This window comes from Allobosea rubneri (genome assembly GCF_032464875.1).
Lineage (GTDB): Bacteria > Pseudomonadota > Alphaproteobacteria > Rhizobiales > Beijerinckiaceae > Allobosea > Allobosea rubneri.
On sequence record NZ_JAWDID010000001.1, the window covers coordinates 228,679 to 244,582 of the forward strand.

The window sequence follows — 15,904 nt, forward strand, 5'->3', positions numbered from 1 at the left end:
AGGAGAAACGCCTGATGTCCCTGTTCAAGTCCATCGCCCGCCGCAGCCTCGGCGCACTGGTCCTCGCCGGCTTCGCCGCCGCAGCCCTCGGCACCGCCCCGGCCAAGGCCGCCACCCCGGAGGAGATCAAGGCCCGCGGCAAGCTCATGGTCGGCCTGCTGACCGACTACCCGCCCTTCGGCGGCACCGACGCGCAGCAGCAGCCGGCCGGCTACGACGCCGACGTCGCCGCGCTGATGGCGAAGGCGCTCGGGGTCAAGCTCGAGCTCGTCCCGGTCACCGGCCCGAACCGCATCCCCTACCTGCTGACCAACAAGGTCGATGTGCTGATCGCGACCTTCGGCATCACCGCCGAGCGCTCGAAGCAGGTTCTGTTCTCGAACCCCTACAGCTCGCTGACGATCTATGTGCTGGCGCCCAAGAGCCTGAACATCAAGACGACCGACGATCTGAAGCCGGTGACCATCAGCGTCGCCCGCGCCTCGACGCAGGACACCGCGATCACCGCCGCCGCCCCGCAGGGCACGCAGATCAAGCGCTTCGACGACGACGCCACCGCCCTGCAGGCGCTGATCTCCGGCCAGGTCCAGGCGATGGGCGCGAGCAACACCATCCTCGCCCAGCTCAACAAGGACTATCCGCAGCTCAACATCGAGCCGAAGCTGACGATGCGCGAGCAGGCCAATGGCATGGCCTTCCGCAAGGCCGACACGGCGCTGGCCGAGTTCGCCAACAAGTTCATCGCCGAGATCGAGAAGAACGGTGAACTCTCGGCGATCAACAAGCGCTGGTTCGGCGTCGAGCTGACCAAACTGCCGCCGATGCCGCAGTTCTGATCCGGGCCCTTCCGGTCGAAGACAACGACGCTGCGCCCGGCCAAGCACCGGGCGCAGCGCCACAAGACGCAAGCGACGAGAAAGAACGATGGCGAGCGAAGCAACCGCGACGAAGCCCGCGGCAAGGTCGGACGAAGCCCCGATCATCCAGATGCGCAAGGTCGACAAGTTCTATGGCGAGTTCCATGTGCTCCGGAACATCGACCTCTCGGTGGCGCGCGGCGAGCGCATCGTGATCTGCGGCCCCTCGGGCTCGGGCAAATCGACCCTGATCCGCTGCCTCAACCAGCTCGAGGAGCACCAGTCCGGCGAGATCGTCGTCGACGGCACCACGGTGCATGCGGGCCTTCGCGGCATCGAGGATGTCCGCCGCGAGATCGGCATGGTCTTCCAGAGCTTCAACCTGTTCCCGCACCTGACCGCGCTGGAGAACTGCACGCTGGCGCCGATGAAGGTGCGCGGCATTCCGAGAGCGGAGGCCGAGGCTGCTGCGCGCGTCATGCTCGAGCGGGTGCACATTCCCGAGCAGGCGATGAAATTCCCGATCCAGCTCTCGGGCGGCCAGCAGCAGCGCGTCGCGATAGCCCGCTCGCTCTGCATGAACCCCAAGATCATGCTGTTCGACGAGCCGACCTCGGCGCTCGATCCCGAAATGGTCAGCGAGGTGCTGGACGTCATGGTCGAGCTCGCCGAGAGCGGCATGACCATGCTGGTCGTCACCCACGAGATGGGCTTTGCCCGCAAGGTCGCCGACCGGGTGATCTTCATGGATGCCGGCGAGATCGTCGAGGTCGCGCCGCCGGAAGAGTTCTTCAGCGCACCGAAGAACGAGCGCACCCGGAAATTCCTCGGCCAGATCCTGCACACCGCCGGGCATTGAGGCCGCCTCCGACCTCCGGATCGCGGTGACGCGCGACGCGCATCACCCGTCATCTTCGCTATGCTGGGCGGGTCGAGCCCCGGAGCCCCGCCCGCAATGCGCCTGAAGCAGCCGCTTCTCGTCTACGCCAATGTGCTGCTGCTCGTCGCAGCCGCGACCGCCCTCGCCGCTGCGGTCGTATCCTTCGCGACGCTGGAGAGCGTCTCGGCCATCTACATGCTGCCGGTCCTGGTCGCCGCCGTCCGCTACGGGACCGGGCCGGCGATCATGGCCGCGCTCCTCGGCGCGCTGCTGACGACGCTGTTCTACCCGCCGCTCTTCAGCGTAAAGGTCTTCCGTCTCCCACAGCTCATCGATCTCGTGACCTCGCTGGTGGTCGCGCTGGTGATCGGGCGGCTCGCCGGACGCATTCGCCAGGAGATGCTGCGGGCCCGGAACCGGGAACGCGAAATCAGGCAGCTCTACGAGCTCGGCGGCGCAATGGCCGCCGCGGGCGATGCCGACACGATCTACGTCGAGGTCGCCAGTCATATGGCCTTGGCCCTCTCCTGCCCGGTGATCGTCTTCAGGGTTTCGCGGCGCGGTGAGATCGAGACCGTCGGCGCCCCAGGCGGCAGCGCGGCGCCGGAGGCGCTGACGGCGGCAGCCGGAGACTTTGCCCGCACGGAAGCGACGAGCACGGCGAGCAAGGTCGCTCGCGTCGATCTGGGTGGTCATGGAGACTGGCTTCTCTGCCGGCTCGGCGGCAAGGATCGAACGGATGCGGTGCTGGCCGTTGCGCTCGGCGCACTCGGCGAAGTTCCGGCCGACGCGCTCGTCGCCCGCGCCAGCTCGATCCTGGCCGAAGGATCGCGCTCGCTGGAGCGGCTCGGCCTGTCGAAGACGATCGAGGAGCGCAATCTGCGGCAGCGCACGGACGAACTGCGCGACATCCTGATGGAATCGGTCTCGCACGACCTGCGAACCCCGGTTGCCAGCATCATGGGGGCGGCGAGCGTGCTGGCGGCGGCGCCCGCCATCGCCGGAACGCCCGAGCTTACCGGTCTCGCAGGCGCAATCGGCAGCGAAGCCCGGCGCCTCGACCTGCGCATCCAGAACCTGCTCGACGTCACCCGCATCCGCTCGGGCGCCCTGCAGCCGCGGCTCGACACGGTCGACGCCGCCGATCTCATCAACGCCGCCATGGCAGGCGCCGCCGCAAACCTGCGGGGTCGCAGGATCGAACGGCATTTCGCGGATGACCTGCCCTTCCTGCGCATCGACCCCGCCCTGGTCGAGCAGGCGCTGATCAACGTCCTCGACAATGCCGCCAAGTTCGGTCCGGCGGCGGCCGCCATCGCGATCTCGGCGTCGGTCGAGGCAGAAAAGCTCGTCATCGCGGTTCGCGACCAGGGGCCCGGATTGGATGCCGGCGAGCGGGAGCAGATCTTCGAGCGCTTCTATCGCGGGGAGCGCCACGCCGACATCGCCGGCGGCAGCGGACTCGGCCTCGCGATCGCCAAGGTCTTCGTCGAAGCCAATGGCGGGACGATCGAGGCCTTGAGCGACGGCCCGAACCGGGGCACGACAATGCGGATCGCGCTGCCCCTCGCCGCCGATCCGCCGCCGCTCGGAGACGATGATGAGTGAAGCCACGCGTTCGACCCCGCCGCTGCTGGCGCTCGTCGTCGACGACGAGCCGGAAATCCGCCGCTTCCTGCGCACCGGGCTGGAGATGCGGGGCTTCAGGGTCGTTGAAGCCCAGACCGCGCGCGAGGCCATCGAACTCGCCGTCATGCGGGCGCCCGATTTGGTGGTGCTCGATCTCGGCCTGCCCGATGCCGACGGGGCGAGCGTGCTCACCGAGCTGCGTTCATGGTCGAAGGTGCCGGTGATCGTGCTTTCGGTGCGCAGTTCCGAGGCCGAGAAGGTCGCATTGCTCGAAGCCGGCGCGGACGACTATATCGTCAAGCCGTTCGGCATGGCCGAACTGCTCGCCCGTGCCGGCGTCGTGCTGCGCCGGGTGGCGACGCGAGCAGCGCCGGCGCCCGTTCTCCGCGTCGGCGGGCTGACGCTCGATCTCGCCCAGCGGATCGTCAGCCGCGACGGCGTCGTCCTGACCCTCTCACCCAAGCAGTTCGCGCTGCTGCGGGCGCTTGCCGCCCATCACGGCCTGGTCCTGACCCACCGCCAGCTGATGCGTGAGCTCTGGCCGCACGATCCCGACGAAGACGTGCAGTATCTGCGCATCCTGATGAAGAAGCTCCGCAACCGGATCGAGCCCGACCCTGCCCGCCCGGTCTATGTCGTGACCGAGCTGGCCGTCGGCTACCGGCTGCGCACGCAGGAGCAGTTCGACGCAGCCGGCTATGCGATGGCTATGCCCTAGCCTCCTACGCGCCATGGAACGGCTAAGCGCATAGCTGCTAGCTCCCGACGAAGTCCGCGTGGCGAAAGAGCCGCGCAGGGCCGCGGCAGGGAGCGTTCATGTTCAAGATCTGGCTGGCGCTCGCCTCGATCGGCGGCATGGCTTCACTCGTCGCGATAGCCTGGCTGTTCTGCCGGCAACTGCTGCCGCTTTCCCGCGCCATCGACAAGCTCGGCGAATGGCTCGGCGTGATCGCGAGCTGGCTCGTCCTGCTCGCCTGCCTGGTCAGCGCGATCAATGCGACCGTGCGCTATCTCATCTCCTACAGCTCGAACGCCTGGCTCGAGCTGCAGTGGTACATGTTCGCCGGCATGGTGCTGCTCGGCGCCGCCTACACCCTCAAGGTCAACGAGCATGTCCGCGTCGACCTGATCTATGGCGCGATCTCGGACCGCGCCCGCCACTGGATCGACCTGCTCGGCGGCGCGATCTTCCTGACCCCGATGTGCCTGGTGATGATCTGGTTCACCTGGCCCTGGTTCGTGCAGGCCTGGACGCTGAACGAGAGCTCCAGCAATGCCGGCGGCCTGATCCGCTGGCCCGTCATCCTGCTCCTGCCGGTCGGCTTCGCCCTGATCCTGCTCCAGGGCTTCTCCGAAATGATCAAACGTGCGGCGGCGCTGCGCGGCTTCCATCAACACGAATACGCTTACGAGAAGCCGCTGCAATGATGGACGTGATCCGCGCGAATCTCGGCCCGATGATGTTCGCGGGCCTGGTGCTGTTCCTGCTCATCGGCTACCCGGCGGCGTTCTCGCTCGCGGCGGTCGGCCTGTTCTTCGGCTTCGTCGCCATCGAGATGGGTGTGATCAGCCACACCTATATGGGCAACCTGACCTTCCAGCTCTACTCGATCATCTCGAACGACCTGCTGCTCTCGATCCCGTTCTTCACCTTCATGGGCGCGGTGCTGGAGCGCTGCGGCCTCGCCGAGGACCTGCTCGACTCGATCGGCCAGCTCTTCGGCAGCGTCCGCGGCGGGCTTTCCTATGCAGTGATCTTCGTCGGCGCGATCCTCGGCGCGATCACCGGCACGGTCGCGGCCTCGGTCATCGCGATGGGCGTGATCTCGCTGCCGGTGATGATGCGCTATGGCTACAATATGCGGCACGCCACGGGCGTGATCGCCGCCTCCGGCACGATCACCCAGCTGATCCCGCCCTCGCTCGTGCTGATCGTCCTCGCCGACGTGATGGGCAAGTCGGTCGGCGACATGTATGCCGGCGCGATCGGCCCCAGCATCGTTCAGGTCGCGCTATTCTGCATCTGGGTGATGATCCTCAGCATCCTCAAGCCCGAGCAGGTGCCCGCGCTGCCGCCGGAGGCCCGTGTCCTGTCGGGCTGGCCGCTGGCGCTGAAGTGCATTCGCGGCATCGTCCCCTCGGGCGCGCTGATCTTCCTCGTGCTCGGCACCATCTTCCTCGGGCTGGCGACGCCGACCGAGGCCGGCGCGATGGGCGCCGTCGGCTCGCTCCTGCTCGCGGCAATGTACCGGACGCTGACCCCCAAGCTCACCTATCAGGCGATGTCGTCGACGATGCGGATCACCGCCATGGTGACCTTCATCCTGATCGGCGCCCGCGTCTTCAGCCTGGTGTTCCAGGGCGTCGGCGGCGGGCTGTGGATCGAGCACATGCTGACCGGGCTGCCCGGCGGTCAGGTCGGGTTCCTGACCTTCACCATGGTGTTCATCTTCTTCATCGCCTTCTTCCTCGATTTCTTCGAGATCGCCTTCATCATCATCCCGCTGCTGGCGCCGGCGGCGACCAAGCTCGACATCAACCTGATCTGGTTCGGCCTCCTGATCTGCGCCAATATCCAGACGGCGTTCATGCATCCACCCTTCGGCTTCGCGCTGTTCTACCTGCGCGGCATCGCGCCGCCGCAGGTGAAGAGCCGCGACATCTATCTCGGCTCGATCCCGTGGATCGTGCTGCAGCTCATCCTCGTCGGCCTGATGATCGTCTTCCCGGAGATGGTGACCTATTGGCTCGAGAAGCCGGTCACGCTCGATCCTGCGGCGCTGCAAAAGCAGTTCGACGCCCTGCCCTCAGTCGGCACGTTCGAACTCGAGGGGCTGACGCCGCCGAAGCCCTGATGGCACGTTGGCAATAAGGCCGCCCCGCCGCGCTGGTGGGGCCGCTCTCAGGCCTCTTCGAGCGGAAGATCTAAGCCATCGCCGGCCAGCACGGCTTCGACCAGGGTTTCATAGGGCGCAGGGTCCAACCCCTTCTCGGCGAGCCAGGCCGGATCGTAATAGGTCTTGAGATAGCGCTCGCCGGAATCGCAGATCAGCGTCACCAGCGAGCCCTTCCGGCCTGTCGCCTTCATCTCCGCCGCAAGCCAGCACAGGGCGAAGAAATTGGTGCCGGTCGAGCCGCCGACGCGCCGCCCGAGCCGCCGCGACAGCACATTCATCGCCGCGATCGAGGCCGCGTCGGGAACCCTGACCATCCGATCGATGACGCCGGGCACGAAGGAGGGCTCGACGCGCGGACGCCCGACGCCTTCGATCAGCGAGGCGCGCTCGCAGCGGCATTCGGGATCGGCCGTGCGGTAACCGTCGAAGAAGGCGGACTGCTCGACATCGGCGACGCAGAGCCGGGTGGCATGCCGCTTGTAGCGGAGATAGCGGCCGAGCGTCGCCGAGGTGCCGCCGGTCCCGGCGCTCATCACCATCCAGGCCGGGACGGGATGCGGCTCGCGTTCCATCTGGCGGAAGATCGCCTCGGCGATGTTGTTGTTGCCGCGCCAGTCGGTCGCCCGCTCGGCGAAGGTGAACTGGTCCATGTAGTGGCCGCCGAGGCTGCGGGCGAGCGCCGCGGCCTCGGCGTAGAGCGTGCTGCCATCGTCGATGAAATGGCAGGTCCCGCCATAGTGCTCGATCGCCACGACCTTCTCGCGCGACGTCGTTCTCGGCATCACCGCATAGAACGGCACGCCGATCATGCGGGCGAAATAGGCCTCCGACACCGCCGTCGAACCGGACGAGGCCTCGACCACCGCCGTGCCCTCGCGGATCTGGCCGTTGCAGAGGGCGTAGAGGAAGAGCGAGCGTGCTAGGCGGTGCTTCAGGCTGCCGGTCGGATGGGTCGACTCGTCCTTCAGATAGATGTCGATCCCGCTAAGCTTCGGGCATTCGAGCTTGAAGAGATGGGTGTCGGCCGAACGATGCTGATCGGCGTCCAGCGCGGCAATGGCCTGCTCCACCCAGCCGCGGGAGCACAGTCTCTGAACGGGAACGCGGATCGTCATCGGGCAGGCCCTGTCGGCGGCGAGGCCGGCATTATGCCGCTTTCGCAGGGGATCGCCACCGCTCCGCGAGAGGGCTGCGGGGAGCATGCATCGAGGCCGCCCCCGTCCTGCGGGCAATGAAGGGGCAGATGGATGGTCCCACCGGGCGACATGTCGTAGTAGCATGGCGAAGTGCGGCGGCGCTCTGCGCCAGGCCGACGGAATCCGGTCCCGGCCAGCGCAGCGACCGCCGGCCATGTCCGCGGAAACCCTTATGTGGAGAGATCGATGAAGATCGCGGTCATGGGTGCCGGCGCCGTCGGCTGCTATTACGGCGCGATGCTGGCCCTGGCCGGTCATCCCGTGACGATGATCGGCCGGCAGGCCCATGCCACTGCCATGGCGTCGAACGGCGTCATCCTGCTCAAGGCCGGAGAGACGCACCGGGCGCCGGTTCAGGCGACCACCGAGCCTTCCGGCGTAGCCGACGCCGATCTCGTGCTGATTTCGGTGAAGTCCGACGACACCGTCGCGGCCGCAGAGGCGATCGCGCCTTACCTGAAATCCGACTCGCGGATCCTGAGCCTGCAGAACGGCGTCGACAATGCCGAGCGCCTCGAAGCGGTCTTCGGCCGTGCCGTCATACCTGCCGCGGTCTATGTCGCCGTCGAGACGGTCGCCGCCGGCAAGGTCAGGCACAATGGCCGCGGCGAACTGGTGATCGGCACCGGGCCGGCAAGCGCCGAACTCGCCCGGACCTTCGCGCAGGCGGGCATTCCGACCGACGTCTCGGAGAATGTCGCGGCCGTGCTCTGGACCAAGCTGACGGTCAACTGCGCCTATAACGCGCTCTGCGCGATCGGGCAGCTGCCCTATGGGCCGATGGTCTCGGTGAACGGCGTGGCCGAGGTCATGACCGATGTGGTCAAGGAATGCCGCGCCGTGGCGCAGGCGGCCGGGATCAGCCTCCCCGACAATCTGATCGGCACCGTGATGGGCCTCGCTGCCGCGATGCCCAGCCAGTTCTCCTCGACCGCCCAGGATCTGCAGCGCCGCAAGAAGACCGAGATCGAGCACCTCAACGGCTATGTCGTCCGGACGGCCGAGAAATTCGGGCTGAGCGTCCCGGCCAACCGCACGCTGCTCGCCTGCGTTCGCCTGCTCGAGGAAGCGAATCGCCGAACCGCCTGAACGCCGCCCTCAGCACCAATTCTGGCACCCGGAAAGGGCGCCATCACGTTCATAAGCAGGAAAGAAGCACAACCATGCCCAGCAAGATCGGTGTCATCGGCGTTGGCCTGATGGGCCACGGCATCGCCAGGAACATCCTCAAGAAGGGCTATTCGCTGACGGTGATGGAGCATCCCGGCAACCAGCCGCTCGACGAGCTCCTGGCCGGCGGCGCCGCGACCCGGAAGACCGCGGCCGATGTCGCCCGCGAAGCCGAGATCGTCATCCTCTGTGTCACCGGCTCGGCCGAGGTCGAGGCCGTTCTGAGCGGTCCGTCCGGCCTGCTCGAAGGGCTGCGCCCGGGTGCCATCGTCGTCGATTGCTCGACCTCGGTGCCTGAATCCACCAAGAAGATGGCCGCGCTCGTCGAGAAGGCAGGCGGACGCTTCATCGACGCACCGATGACCCGGACCGCCAGGCACGCCCATGAAGGCAAGCTCAACCTCCTGGTCGGTGGCCCCGCCGAGACGCTGGAGGAGGTGCGCCCGGTGCTCGCCTGCTTCGCCGAGAACATCACCCATGCCGGCCCGCTCGGCGCCGGCCATCGCATGAAGCTCCTGCACAATTACGTCTCGCTCGGCTTCGTTACCTTGCTTGCCGAGGCCTCGGCCTGTGCAAGGCGATCGGAAGTCTCGCTCGACGTCTTCGTCGATGTGCTGGCGAGCGGCGGCGGCGCCGGCGCGGCGTTGGAGCGGCTCAAGCCCTTCCTGCTCGCGAACGATTCCTCCGGCCTGCAGTTCTCGATCTCCAATGCGCTGAAGGATCTCGGCTACTACACCCAGATGGCGCAGGATGCCGGCGCCGCTCACGGCGTCGCCGAAGCGGTGCGGGAAACGCTGGCGCAGGGCGTCGAGCAAGGCGGCAAGCAGGCCATGCTGCCGGAGCTTGCCGGCATGCTCTGAAGCCGCCTGTGCCGTCGCGATGCCGGGCCGCTCGAAGGCTCCTGCTGCGCGTGGCCAGCCGGGACGCTGTCAGTCCCGGCGATCGCCCGCGCTCGGCGGCGAGACCAGGAACGGCTTGAGGTGCATCTCGAGAAAGCCGAGGAAGACCGAGACCCGTTTCGGCCGGTAATTGCGGTTCACCGAGACGATGCTGAGCGCCATGGAATGGTTGGTCCATTCCGGGATCAGCCGCTGGAGCTTGCCTTCGGCGACCGGCGCCCAGGCCAGCCAGCGCGGCAGCATCGCCACGCCCAGGCCGGCCATGCAGCGCTGCATCAGGACGTCGGCGTCGTTGGCGATGAAATCGCCCTCGACATTCACCAGCCTGGCGACATCGCCGCGTGAGAATGACCAGCTCTGCGTGCCGGCATTGGTGGAGAAGCAGAAACAGTTCTTGCCGAGCAGGTGCTCGGGCTCGGTGATCGGATCGACACCAGCCAGATAGGCGGGGCTGGCGACGACGAGCTGCTCGACGATGCCGATCTTGCGCGCCGGGTGATCGTTGACCGGCTGCCGGCCGACCCGGACCGCGACGTCGATGCCGTCGGCCGCGAGATTGACCAGGTTGTTGTTCATCAGGAGCTCGACACGGACCTTGGTGTAGAGCTTCAGGAACTCGCTGACGATCGGCACCAGGAGAACGCGTCCCAGCGTTGTCGGGCAGGCGACGCGGATCAGGCCGCTGGGCTCGCGACCGCGGCCGCGCAACTCCCCCTCGCATTCATCGAGCGCGTGCAGGATCGAGGCGAGCCGCAGCCGATAGCGCTCGCCCTCCTCGGTGACCGTGACCGAACGCGTCGTGCGCCGCAGCAGCTGGACGCCGAGTTGCGATTCCAACCCTGCCACCAACCGGCTGACCTGCGACTGCTGCTGCCTCATCTCCTCCGCGGCGCGGCTGAAGCTGCCGGTCTCGGCAACGCGCAGGAAGGCCCGGTAGGCTTGAAGCATGTCCATTAATGTCGATTCTGCATAAATCCAATGCGACAAACAATCTTTATTCCTTAGCCACGGCAGGAAATTCTCCCTGCGTCACCGGGGTGGAACCGGGCGACCGGCCCCCCAGCGAAGGGCCGGCGGGGGCTCGTTCCATGATGACGGAAAGTGCAGCCGCACCGCGCCTGCACCGCAAAGGCGAAAAGCCGATGGAGGGGAATGTGAAGCTCGACCGCAGGACGGTTCTGAAGTCGATGGGCGCGGCGGTTGCGCTGCCCGCGATCGGGCGCGGCGCGCAGGCGCAGGCCACCGAGACCATCGTGATCGGCGGCTCCGTGCCGCTCTCCGGCCGCGCCGCCGAAACCGGGCTCAACGTCAACAACGGCTATCTCGCTGCGCAGAAATTCTTCAACGAGCAGCTGAACGGCGTCGAGATCGACGGCAAGCGCTACAAGATCGACGTCCGCCTGTTCGACGACGCCTCCGACCCGGCCCGCGCCTCGACCCTGATCCAGCGCCATCTCGACGACGGCGTGCAGTTCTTCCTCGGCTCCTTCGGCAGCAATATCGTGCTGCCGACCGCGGCGATCGTCGAGCGCGCCGGCAAGCCGATGATGCAGACCGGCGGCGCCTCCGACCAGATCTACACCCAGGGCTACAAGAACATCTTCTGCATGTTCCCGCGAGCCTCGCGCCAGCTCTACAACACGGTCGAGTATTTCAAGGTGCTCCAGCCGGCACCGAAATCGATCATGTTCGCCATGGCCAACGACGCCTTCTCCAAGACGCTGGCAGAGGGCGCCATCGCCTTCGGCAAGGAGAAGGGCCTGCCGATCAACGACATCGTGACGCTGCCGGAGAACATCACCGACGCGTCCAGCCTGGTGAACCAGATCCGCAGCAAGAAGCCGGACGTGCTGCTCGCCACGACGCACGACCAGAACTCGCTGCTGATCGCGCGCCAGCTGATCTCCTCGAATGTCGACGTGCCGCTGCTCTATCTCTCGCTCGGCCCGCAGCTGAAGAGCTTCCGCGACGCGCTCGGCGGGTACTCGGAAGGGCTCTACTTCCAGCAGTTCTGGGACGAGCGCTCGCCTTACAAGGATGCGTTCTTCGGCTCGGCCCAGAAGTTCGCGGACTATTACCGCCAGCACTTCAAGCGCGACATCGCCTATCACACCGCCTCGGGCGCGGCCTGCATCGTCGCCTATGTCCATGCGATGAAGGCCGCCAACTCGCTCGACCCGGCCAAGGTCCGCGACAAGCTCGCCACGCTCGACGTGGAGTCGCTCTATGGCCGCATCAAGTTCACCCCCGAGGGCGATGGCGACCCGGTCCATCTCGGCTCGACGGTCGGCCAGGTCCTGAAGGGCACGGCGGAAGTCGTGTTCCCGGAAGCCTCGCGCACTGCCGCTCCCGTCTTCCCCGCCCCGAAATGGGCCGAAAAGCGTCGCGGCTAGGCCTGATCGCATGACCATGCAAACCCTTGTCGACGGCCTCGTTCTCGGGGGGCTGTTCTCCCTTTCGGCCGTCGGCTTCTCGCTGCTCTTCGGCGTGCTCGGCGTCGTGAACCTCAGCCACGGCGCCTTCGTCCTGATCGGCGGCTATGCCGCCTATACCCTGCACGAGAAGCTCGGGCTCGATCCGCTGCTGGCGCTGCCGGTGATCATGCTCGGCATGTTCTGCCTCGGCTACGCCTTCCAGCGCTCGGTGATCCAGTGGGCGACCAAGCGGGCGAGCCTGCTCGCCTCGATGCTGCTGACCTATGGCTTCGCGCTGATGATCCGCAACGCGCTGGTGCTGATCTACTCGCCCGACTTCAAGAGCGTGACGCCGGCCTATGCCTTCGACTCGCTGAGCTTCGGCGAGGTCACGGTCGGGCTGACCCGCGTCGCGGCCCTCCTCGTCAGCATCGTGCTGCTCGCCGCCCTCGCCGCGACCCTGCGCTACAGCAATATCGGCCGCACCATCCGCGCCACGGCGCAACAGGAGCAAGCGGCGGCGCTGTGCGGGGTCAATATCCGCCATGTCTTCGCGCTGACCAGCGGGCTCTCGGCCGCCTTCGCCGGCGCGGCCGGCGTCGCGATCGGCCTCGTCATGCCGTTCTCGCCGCCTGACGAGACGCTCTGGACGGTCAATGCCTTCGTGGTCGTGACCCTGGGCGGCATCGGCAGTCCGGCGGGCGCCCTGGTCGGCGGGCTGATCCTCGGCGTCGTCAACACCATGACCGCCCAGCTCATCGGCGCCGCCTTCCCCAACGCCATGATGTTCCTGCTGCTCGTGCTGATGCTCGTGGTGCGTCCGGCCGGCCTGCTCGGCAACAGCTTCAAGGGCTCGCGATGAAACTCTTCGTCTCCGGCCGTTCGGCCTGGGTGTCGATCGCGATCACCCTCGCCGGCGCCCTCCTGTTCGCCCTGCTGCCCGCCTTCCTCTCGCCCTATGGCGTCCGCGTCGGCCAGCTCTTCGTCCTCGCGGCCGGGCTCGCGGTCGCCTGGACGGTGCTCGGCGGCTTCTCGGGTTACTGGAGCTTCGGCAACGCCGCCTTCGTCGGCACCGGTGCCTTCGTCGCCGCGCTGATCGAGCTTGCCCTGCCGGGCTGGTCGCCGGCCGGCGCCTTCACGGTCGCCCTGCTCGCGGCGATGCTGCTGAACGGGCTGCTGGCGCTGGTGATCGCCTGGCCGATCCTGCGCCTGCGCGGCATCTATTTCGCGATCGCCATGCTTGGCGTCAGCCAGGTCTGCTACGAGCTCGTCAGCAATATCGACGCCCTGCGCGGCGCGCTTGGCGTCAACCTCATCGACATCGTGCCCAAGGACGTCCGGCCCGAGCGCTTCTACTATTGGGCGCTGCTGCTGGCCGCGACCGCCATCATCCTGATCGCGATCTGCGTGCGCCATTCCAAGCTGGGCTACGGCCTGCTCGCCATCCGCGAGGACGAGGACACCGCCCGCATGCTGGGCGTGCCGACCGCGCCGTACAAGATCTCGGCCTTCGTGATCTCGGCGATGCTGACCGCGATGATGGGCGTGATCTATGCCCACAACCTCGGCTACATCACCGCCAACTCGGTGTTCCGCAACGAGTTCAATCTCAACGTCATCGTCTATTCGCTGCTCGGCGGCATGGGCACGATCATCGGCCCGATCGTCGGCGCCGGCGTGATGACTTATGTCACCCAGGTCCTGCTCGGCGACCTGCTCGACATCCACATGTTCATCACCGGCCTCTTGCTCGCGATCCTGGTGCTCGCCGCGCCGAACGGGCTCTACGGCATCTACGACGCCTACAGGCTGCGCCTGAAGCGGCAAAAGCGGGAGGCGGGACGATGAGCGCGGATGTGATCCTCGCCGTCCGCGGCGTCAGCAAGTCTTTCCGTGGCCTGAAGGCGGTGCGGGATGTCAGCTTCGAGGTGCCGCGCGGCTCGATCTGCAGCCTCATCGGCCCCAACGGCGCCGGCAAGTCGACCTTCTTCAACCTGGTCACCGGCTATTTCCGCCCCGACAGCGGCACGATCCTCTTCGAGGGGCGTGACATCGCCGGCGCCTCGCCGGTCGACGTCGCCCATCTCGGGGTGGCCCGCGCCTTCCAGATCGCCAAGCCGTTTCCCGGCATGTCGGTCACCGAGAATGTCCGCATCGGCGCGTTGTTCGGCCGGGCCGGGCCGCGCGATGTCGAGGCGGTGACGCAATCGGCGATGCAGCTCGCCGGACTCGCCGAACTGCATGACCGCGAGGCGCGCGAACTCACTGTCGGGCAATTGCGCCGGCTCGAGGTCGCACGCGCGCTGGCCGCCCGCCCGTCGCTGCTGCTCGCCGACGAGCCCTGCGCCGGGCTCAACCCGACCGAAACCGCCGAGATGGTCGCGATCCTGCGCCGGGCCCGCGATGCCGGTGCGACCGTCGTGCTGGTCGAGCACGACATGCCGGCCGTGATGGAGATCTCCGACACCGTGCTCGTGCTCGAAGCCGGCGCATTGATCGCGCAAGGCGCGCCTCAGGCGATCGCGCGCGATCCGCGCGTCATCGCCGCTTATCTGGGAACCGAGGAATGACGTTCATCAAGAGGAAGGAACTGACGCCGCAGGAGCGCGCCGCCAAAGGCGCCGCCGCGCTCGCCAAGGCGCTCGACGCGCGCGGCTACCTGCTGGCCTATCACCGCATGCTCTGCACCTACGATCCCGATCTGATGGGAGCGTATGACAATTATTATCGCGAGCTGACCCTGCTCGAGCGCTCCTTCACCTATTTCGAGCGCGAGGTGGTCTGGCTGGTGCTGCTGACATCGGCGCGCGAGGCCTATGGCGACATCCACATGCCGCGCGCCGAGGAATCCGGCCTGAGCCGTGCCCAGATCCATGACTGCATGGCGCTGGCCGGCGTCGCCGAGGCCTACCCGGCGATGGATTTCTCCAAGAGCTGGTCGAAATGGATCTCGCCCGAGGAGGCCGATGCCCGTTACGCCAGCATGGTCGAGGTGGCGCGGGGCGAGATCCCCGAGCAGATCGCCGAGATCGCGCTCGTCGTCGCCCATGCCGCGCGCAAATGCCGGGCCGGCATGCGCTTCCACCTGAAGCGCGCCACCGCGCTCGAAGCTCCGGCCGAGAAGATCGCCGAGGGCGTCTCCTATGTGATGCTGCCCTGTGGCGGCCCGACGCTGGTCGAGGCCTGCGACATCTGGGACGAACTCGCCCGCGAAGGCGGCTGCCCGCCGCCCTGGGTCCTGGGCTGACCCCATGCTCGAGGTCGCCAAGCTCCATTATGCCTATGCCGGCGCCGTCGCGGTCAGCGATGTCAGCCTGACCGTCGCGGAGGGCGAGATCGTCGCCCTGCTCGGGGCCAATGGCGCTGGCAAGTCGACCACTGTGCGGATGATCGCCGGCGCCCTGCAGCCGCAGGGTGGATCGATCCGCTTCGAAGGGCAGGACGTGACCCGTGCCGAGTGCCACGAGATGGTGCCGCGCGGCGTGGCGCTCTGCCCTGAGGGCCGGCTGATCATGCCGCAGATGAGCGTGCTCGAGAATCTGCTGATGGGCGGCTACACGCAGCGCGACCCAGTCCGCCGGCGCGAGGCAATCGAGGAGATGTTCGCCCTGTTCCCGCGTCTCGCCGAGCGGCGCAACCAGCTCGGTGGGCTGATGAGCGGCGGCGAGCAGCAGATGCTGGCGATCGCCCGCGCGCTGATGAGCAAGCCGCGCCTGCTGATCCTCGACGAGCCATCGCTCGGCCTCGCACCGAAGCTGGTGGCAGAGATGTTCCAGCTGCTGAAGCGGGTCAACGAGACCGGCACCGCGATCCTGCTGGTCGAGCAGAATGCCCGCCAGGCGCTACGCGTCTCGCACCGGGCCTATGTCCTGGAAAAGGGCCAGACGGTGCGCGAGGACCGCTCGAGCAATCTGATCGACGACGACGCCATCCGGGCGGCGTTTCTCGGCATCTGAAGACTG

16 protein-coding genes are annotated in these 15,904 nt (G+C 67.2%); 14 read left to right on the plus strand and 2 right to left on the minus strand.

Annotated elements, in window-relative coordinates; all coding sequences use genetic code 11:
• Window positions 1–14 precede the first annotated feature (14 nt).
• The 6 genes from RKE40_RS01045 to RKE40_RS01070 all read left to right on the plus strand — a co-directional run bounded on the left by RKE40_RS01045 (window position 15) and on the right by RKE40_RS01070 (window position 6,221).
• Window positions 15–836: a transporter substrate-binding domain-containing protein gene (locus RKE40_RS01045; RefSeq protein ID WP_316016388.1), complete on the plus strand. Its 822-nt coding sequence runs from the start codon at window positions 15–17 to the stop codon at window positions 834–836.
• 88 nt (window positions 837–924) lie between these two features.
• Window positions 925–1,716 (plus strand): amino acid ABC transporter ATP-binding protein, encoded by a 792-nt coding sequence (locus RKE40_RS01050; protein ID WP_316016389.1) that lies wholly within the window; start codon window positions 925–927, stop codon window positions 1,714–1,716.
• A gap of 96 nt (window positions 1,717–1,812) precedes the next feature.
• Complete coding sequence (locus tag RKE40_RS01055) at window positions 1,813–3,345, plus strand: ATP-binding protein (RefSeq protein WP_316016390.1); 1,533 nt, start codon at window positions 1,813–1,815, stop codon at window positions 3,343–3,345.
• The gene (locus tag RKE40_RS01060) at window positions 3,338–4,084 is read left to right on the plus strand and encodes a response regulator (RefSeq protein WP_316016391.1); all 747 of its coding nucleotides are present in this window, start codon (window positions 3,338–3,340) and stop codon (window positions 4,082–4,084) included. Before RKE40_RS01055 ends, RKE40_RS01060 begins: the two co-directional genes overlap by 8 nt.
• Before the next feature lie 137 nt (window positions 4,085–4,221).
• Complete coding sequence (locus tag RKE40_RS01065) at window positions 4,222–4,794, plus strand: TRAP transporter small permease subunit (protein ID WP_066475830.1); 573 nt, start codon at window positions 4,222–4,224, stop codon at window positions 4,792–4,794.
• Complete coding sequence (locus RKE40_RS01070) at window positions 4,791–6,221, plus strand: TRAP transporter large permease (RefSeq protein ID WP_316016392.1); 1,431 nt, start codon at window positions 4,791–4,793, stop codon at window positions 6,219–6,221. The genes RKE40_RS01065 and RKE40_RS01070 overlap by 4 nt, the downstream gene beginning before the upstream one ends.
• A 47-nt stretch (window positions 6,222–6,268) precedes the next feature.
• Here the strand turns inward: RKE40_RS01070 and RKE40_RS01075 are convergent, their stop codons facing one another.
• Window positions 6,269–7,378 carry a PLP-dependent cysteine synthase family protein gene (locus RKE40_RS01075; protein ID WP_316016458.1) on the minus strand — a complete coding sequence of 370 codons (1,110 nt, stop codon included), beginning with the start codon at window positions 7,376–7,378 and terminating at the stop codon, window positions 6,269–6,271.
• Between the two features lie 267 nt (window positions 7,379–7,645).
• Here RKE40_RS01075 and RKE40_RS01080 point away from each other — a divergent pair, with 267 nt between their 5' ends.
• Window positions 7,646–8,548: a ketopantoate reductase family protein gene (locus RKE40_RS01080; RefSeq protein WP_316016393.1), complete on the plus strand. Its 903-nt coding sequence runs from the start codon at window positions 7,646–7,648 to the stop codon at window positions 8,546–8,548.
• 74 nt (window positions 8,549–8,622) lie between these two features.
• Entirely contained in the window at window positions 8,623–9,489 is an 867-nt protein-coding gene (locus RKE40_RS01085) for an NAD(P)-dependent oxidoreductase (RefSeq protein WP_316016394.1), read from the plus strand.
• 69 nt (window positions 9,490–9,558) lie between these two features.
• Here RKE40_RS01085 and RKE40_RS01090 read toward each other — a convergent pair whose 3' ends face one another.
• Window positions 9,559–10,482, minus strand: a complete 924-nt coding sequence (locus RKE40_RS01090; RefSeq protein WP_316016395.1) for a LysR family transcriptional regulator — start codon at window positions 10,480–10,482, stop codon at window positions 9,559–9,561.
• Window positions 10,483–10,616: 134 nt separating this feature from the next.
• Between RKE40_RS01090 and RKE40_RS01095 the strand changes: the two genes are divergently transcribed.
• Genes RKE40_RS01095 through RKE40_RS01120 form a run of 6 tightly spaced genes read left to right on the plus strand, consistent with a single transcriptional unit; the run spans window position 10,617 to window position 15,898 of the window.
• A complete protein-coding gene (locus RKE40_RS01095) occupies window positions 10,617–11,921 on the plus strand; it encodes an amino acid ABC transporter substrate-binding protein (protein ID WP_316016396.1) in 1,305 nt (434 codons plus the stop codon).
• Window positions 11,922–11,931: 10 nt separating this feature from the next.
• Window positions 11,932–12,804 (plus strand): branched-chain amino acid ABC transporter permease, encoded by an 873-nt coding sequence (locus tag RKE40_RS01100; RefSeq protein WP_316016397.1) that lies wholly within the window; start codon window positions 11,932–11,934, stop codon window positions 12,802–12,804.
• A complete protein-coding gene (locus tag RKE40_RS01105; protein ID WP_316016398.1) occupies window positions 12,801–13,790 on the plus strand; it encodes a branched-chain amino acid ABC transporter permease in 990 nt (329 codons plus the stop codon). The genes RKE40_RS01100 and RKE40_RS01105 overlap by 4 nt, the downstream gene beginning before the upstream one ends.
• Window positions 13,787–14,512: an ABC transporter ATP-binding protein gene (locus RKE40_RS01110; protein WP_316016399.1), complete on the plus strand. Its 726-nt coding sequence runs from the start codon at window positions 13,787–13,789 to the stop codon at window positions 14,510–14,512. The genes RKE40_RS01105 and RKE40_RS01110 overlap by 4 nt, the downstream gene beginning before the upstream one ends.
• Window positions 14,509–15,189 carry a carboxymuconolactone decarboxylase family protein gene (locus RKE40_RS01115; protein ID WP_316016400.1) on the plus strand — a complete coding sequence of 227 codons (681 nt, stop codon included), beginning with the start codon at window positions 14,509–14,511 and terminating at the stop codon, window positions 15,187–15,189. The genes RKE40_RS01110 and RKE40_RS01115 overlap by 4 nt, the downstream gene beginning before the upstream one ends.
• 4 nt (window positions 15,190–15,193) lie before the next feature.
• Entirely contained in the window at window positions 15,194–15,898 is a 705-nt protein-coding gene (locus RKE40_RS01120; protein WP_316016401.1) for an ABC transporter ATP-binding protein, read from the plus strand.
• Window positions 15,899–15,904: the final 6 nt, after the last annotated feature.

What these genes read in the sequence shown, in the direction of transcription:
- RKE40_RS01045 (WP_316016388.1), top strand. Translation starts at nt 15, where the DNA reads ATGTCCCTGTTCAAGTCCATCGCCCGCCGCAGCCTCGGCGCACTGGTC.
- RKE40_RS01050 (WP_316016389.1), top strand. Translation starts at nt 925, where the DNA reads ATGGCGAGCGAAGCAACCGCGACGAAGCCCGCGGCAAGGTCGGACGAA.
- RKE40_RS01055 (WP_316016390.1), top strand. Translation starts at nt 1,813, where the DNA reads ATGCGCCTGAAGCAGCCGCTTCTCGTCTACGCCAATGTGCTGCTGCTC.
- RKE40_RS01060 (WP_316016391.1), top strand. Translation starts at nt 3,338, where the DNA reads ATGAGTGAAGCCACGCGTTCGACCCCGCCGCTGCTGGCGCTCGTCGTC.
- RKE40_RS01065 (WP_066475830.1), top strand. Translation starts at nt 4,222, where the DNA reads ATGGCTTCACTCGTCGCGATAGCCTGGCTGTTCTGCCGGCAACTGCTG.
- RKE40_RS01070 (WP_316016392.1), top strand. Translation starts at nt 4,791, where the DNA reads ATGATGGACGTGATCCGCGCGAATCTCGGCCCGATGATGTTCGCGGGC.
- RKE40_RS01075 (WP_316016458.1), bottom strand. Translation starts at nt 7,378, where the DNA reads ATGACGATCCGCGTTCCCGTTCAGAGACTGTGCTCCCGCGGCTGGGTG.
- RKE40_RS01080 (WP_316016393.1), top strand. Translation starts at nt 7,646, where the DNA reads ATGAAGATCGCGGTCATGGGTGCCGGCGCCGTCGGCTGCTATTACGGC.
- RKE40_RS01085 (WP_316016394.1), top strand. Translation starts at nt 8,623, where the DNA reads ATGCCCAGCAAGATCGGTGTCATCGGCGTTGGCCTGATGGGCCACGGC.
- RKE40_RS01090 (WP_316016395.1), bottom strand. Translation starts at nt 10,482, where the DNA reads ATGGACATGCTTCAAGCCTACCGGGCCTTCCTGCGCGTTGCCGAGACC.
- RKE40_RS01095 (WP_316016396.1), top strand. Translation starts at nt 10,617, where the DNA reads ATGATGACGGAAAGTGCAGCCGCACCGCGCCTGCACCGCAAAGGCGAA.
- RKE40_RS01100 (WP_316016397.1), top strand. Translation starts at nt 11,932, where the DNA reads ATGACCATGCAAACCCTTGTCGACGGCCTCGTTCTCGGGGGGCTGTTC.
- RKE40_RS01105 (WP_316016398.1), top strand. Translation starts at nt 12,801, where the DNA reads ATGAAACTCTTCGTCTCCGGCCGTTCGGCCTGGGTGTCGATCGCGATC.
- RKE40_RS01110 (WP_316016399.1), top strand. Translation starts at nt 13,787, where the DNA reads ATGAGCGCGGATGTGATCCTCGCCGTCCGCGGCGTCAGCAAGTCTTTC.
- RKE40_RS01115 (WP_316016400.1), top strand. Translation starts at nt 14,509, where the DNA reads ATGACGTTCATCAAGAGGAAGGAACTGACGCCGCAGGAGCGCGCCGCC.
- RKE40_RS01120 (WP_316016401.1), top strand. Translation starts at nt 15,194, where the DNA reads ATGCTCGAGGTCGCCAAGCTCCATTATGCCTATGCCGGCGCCGTCGCG.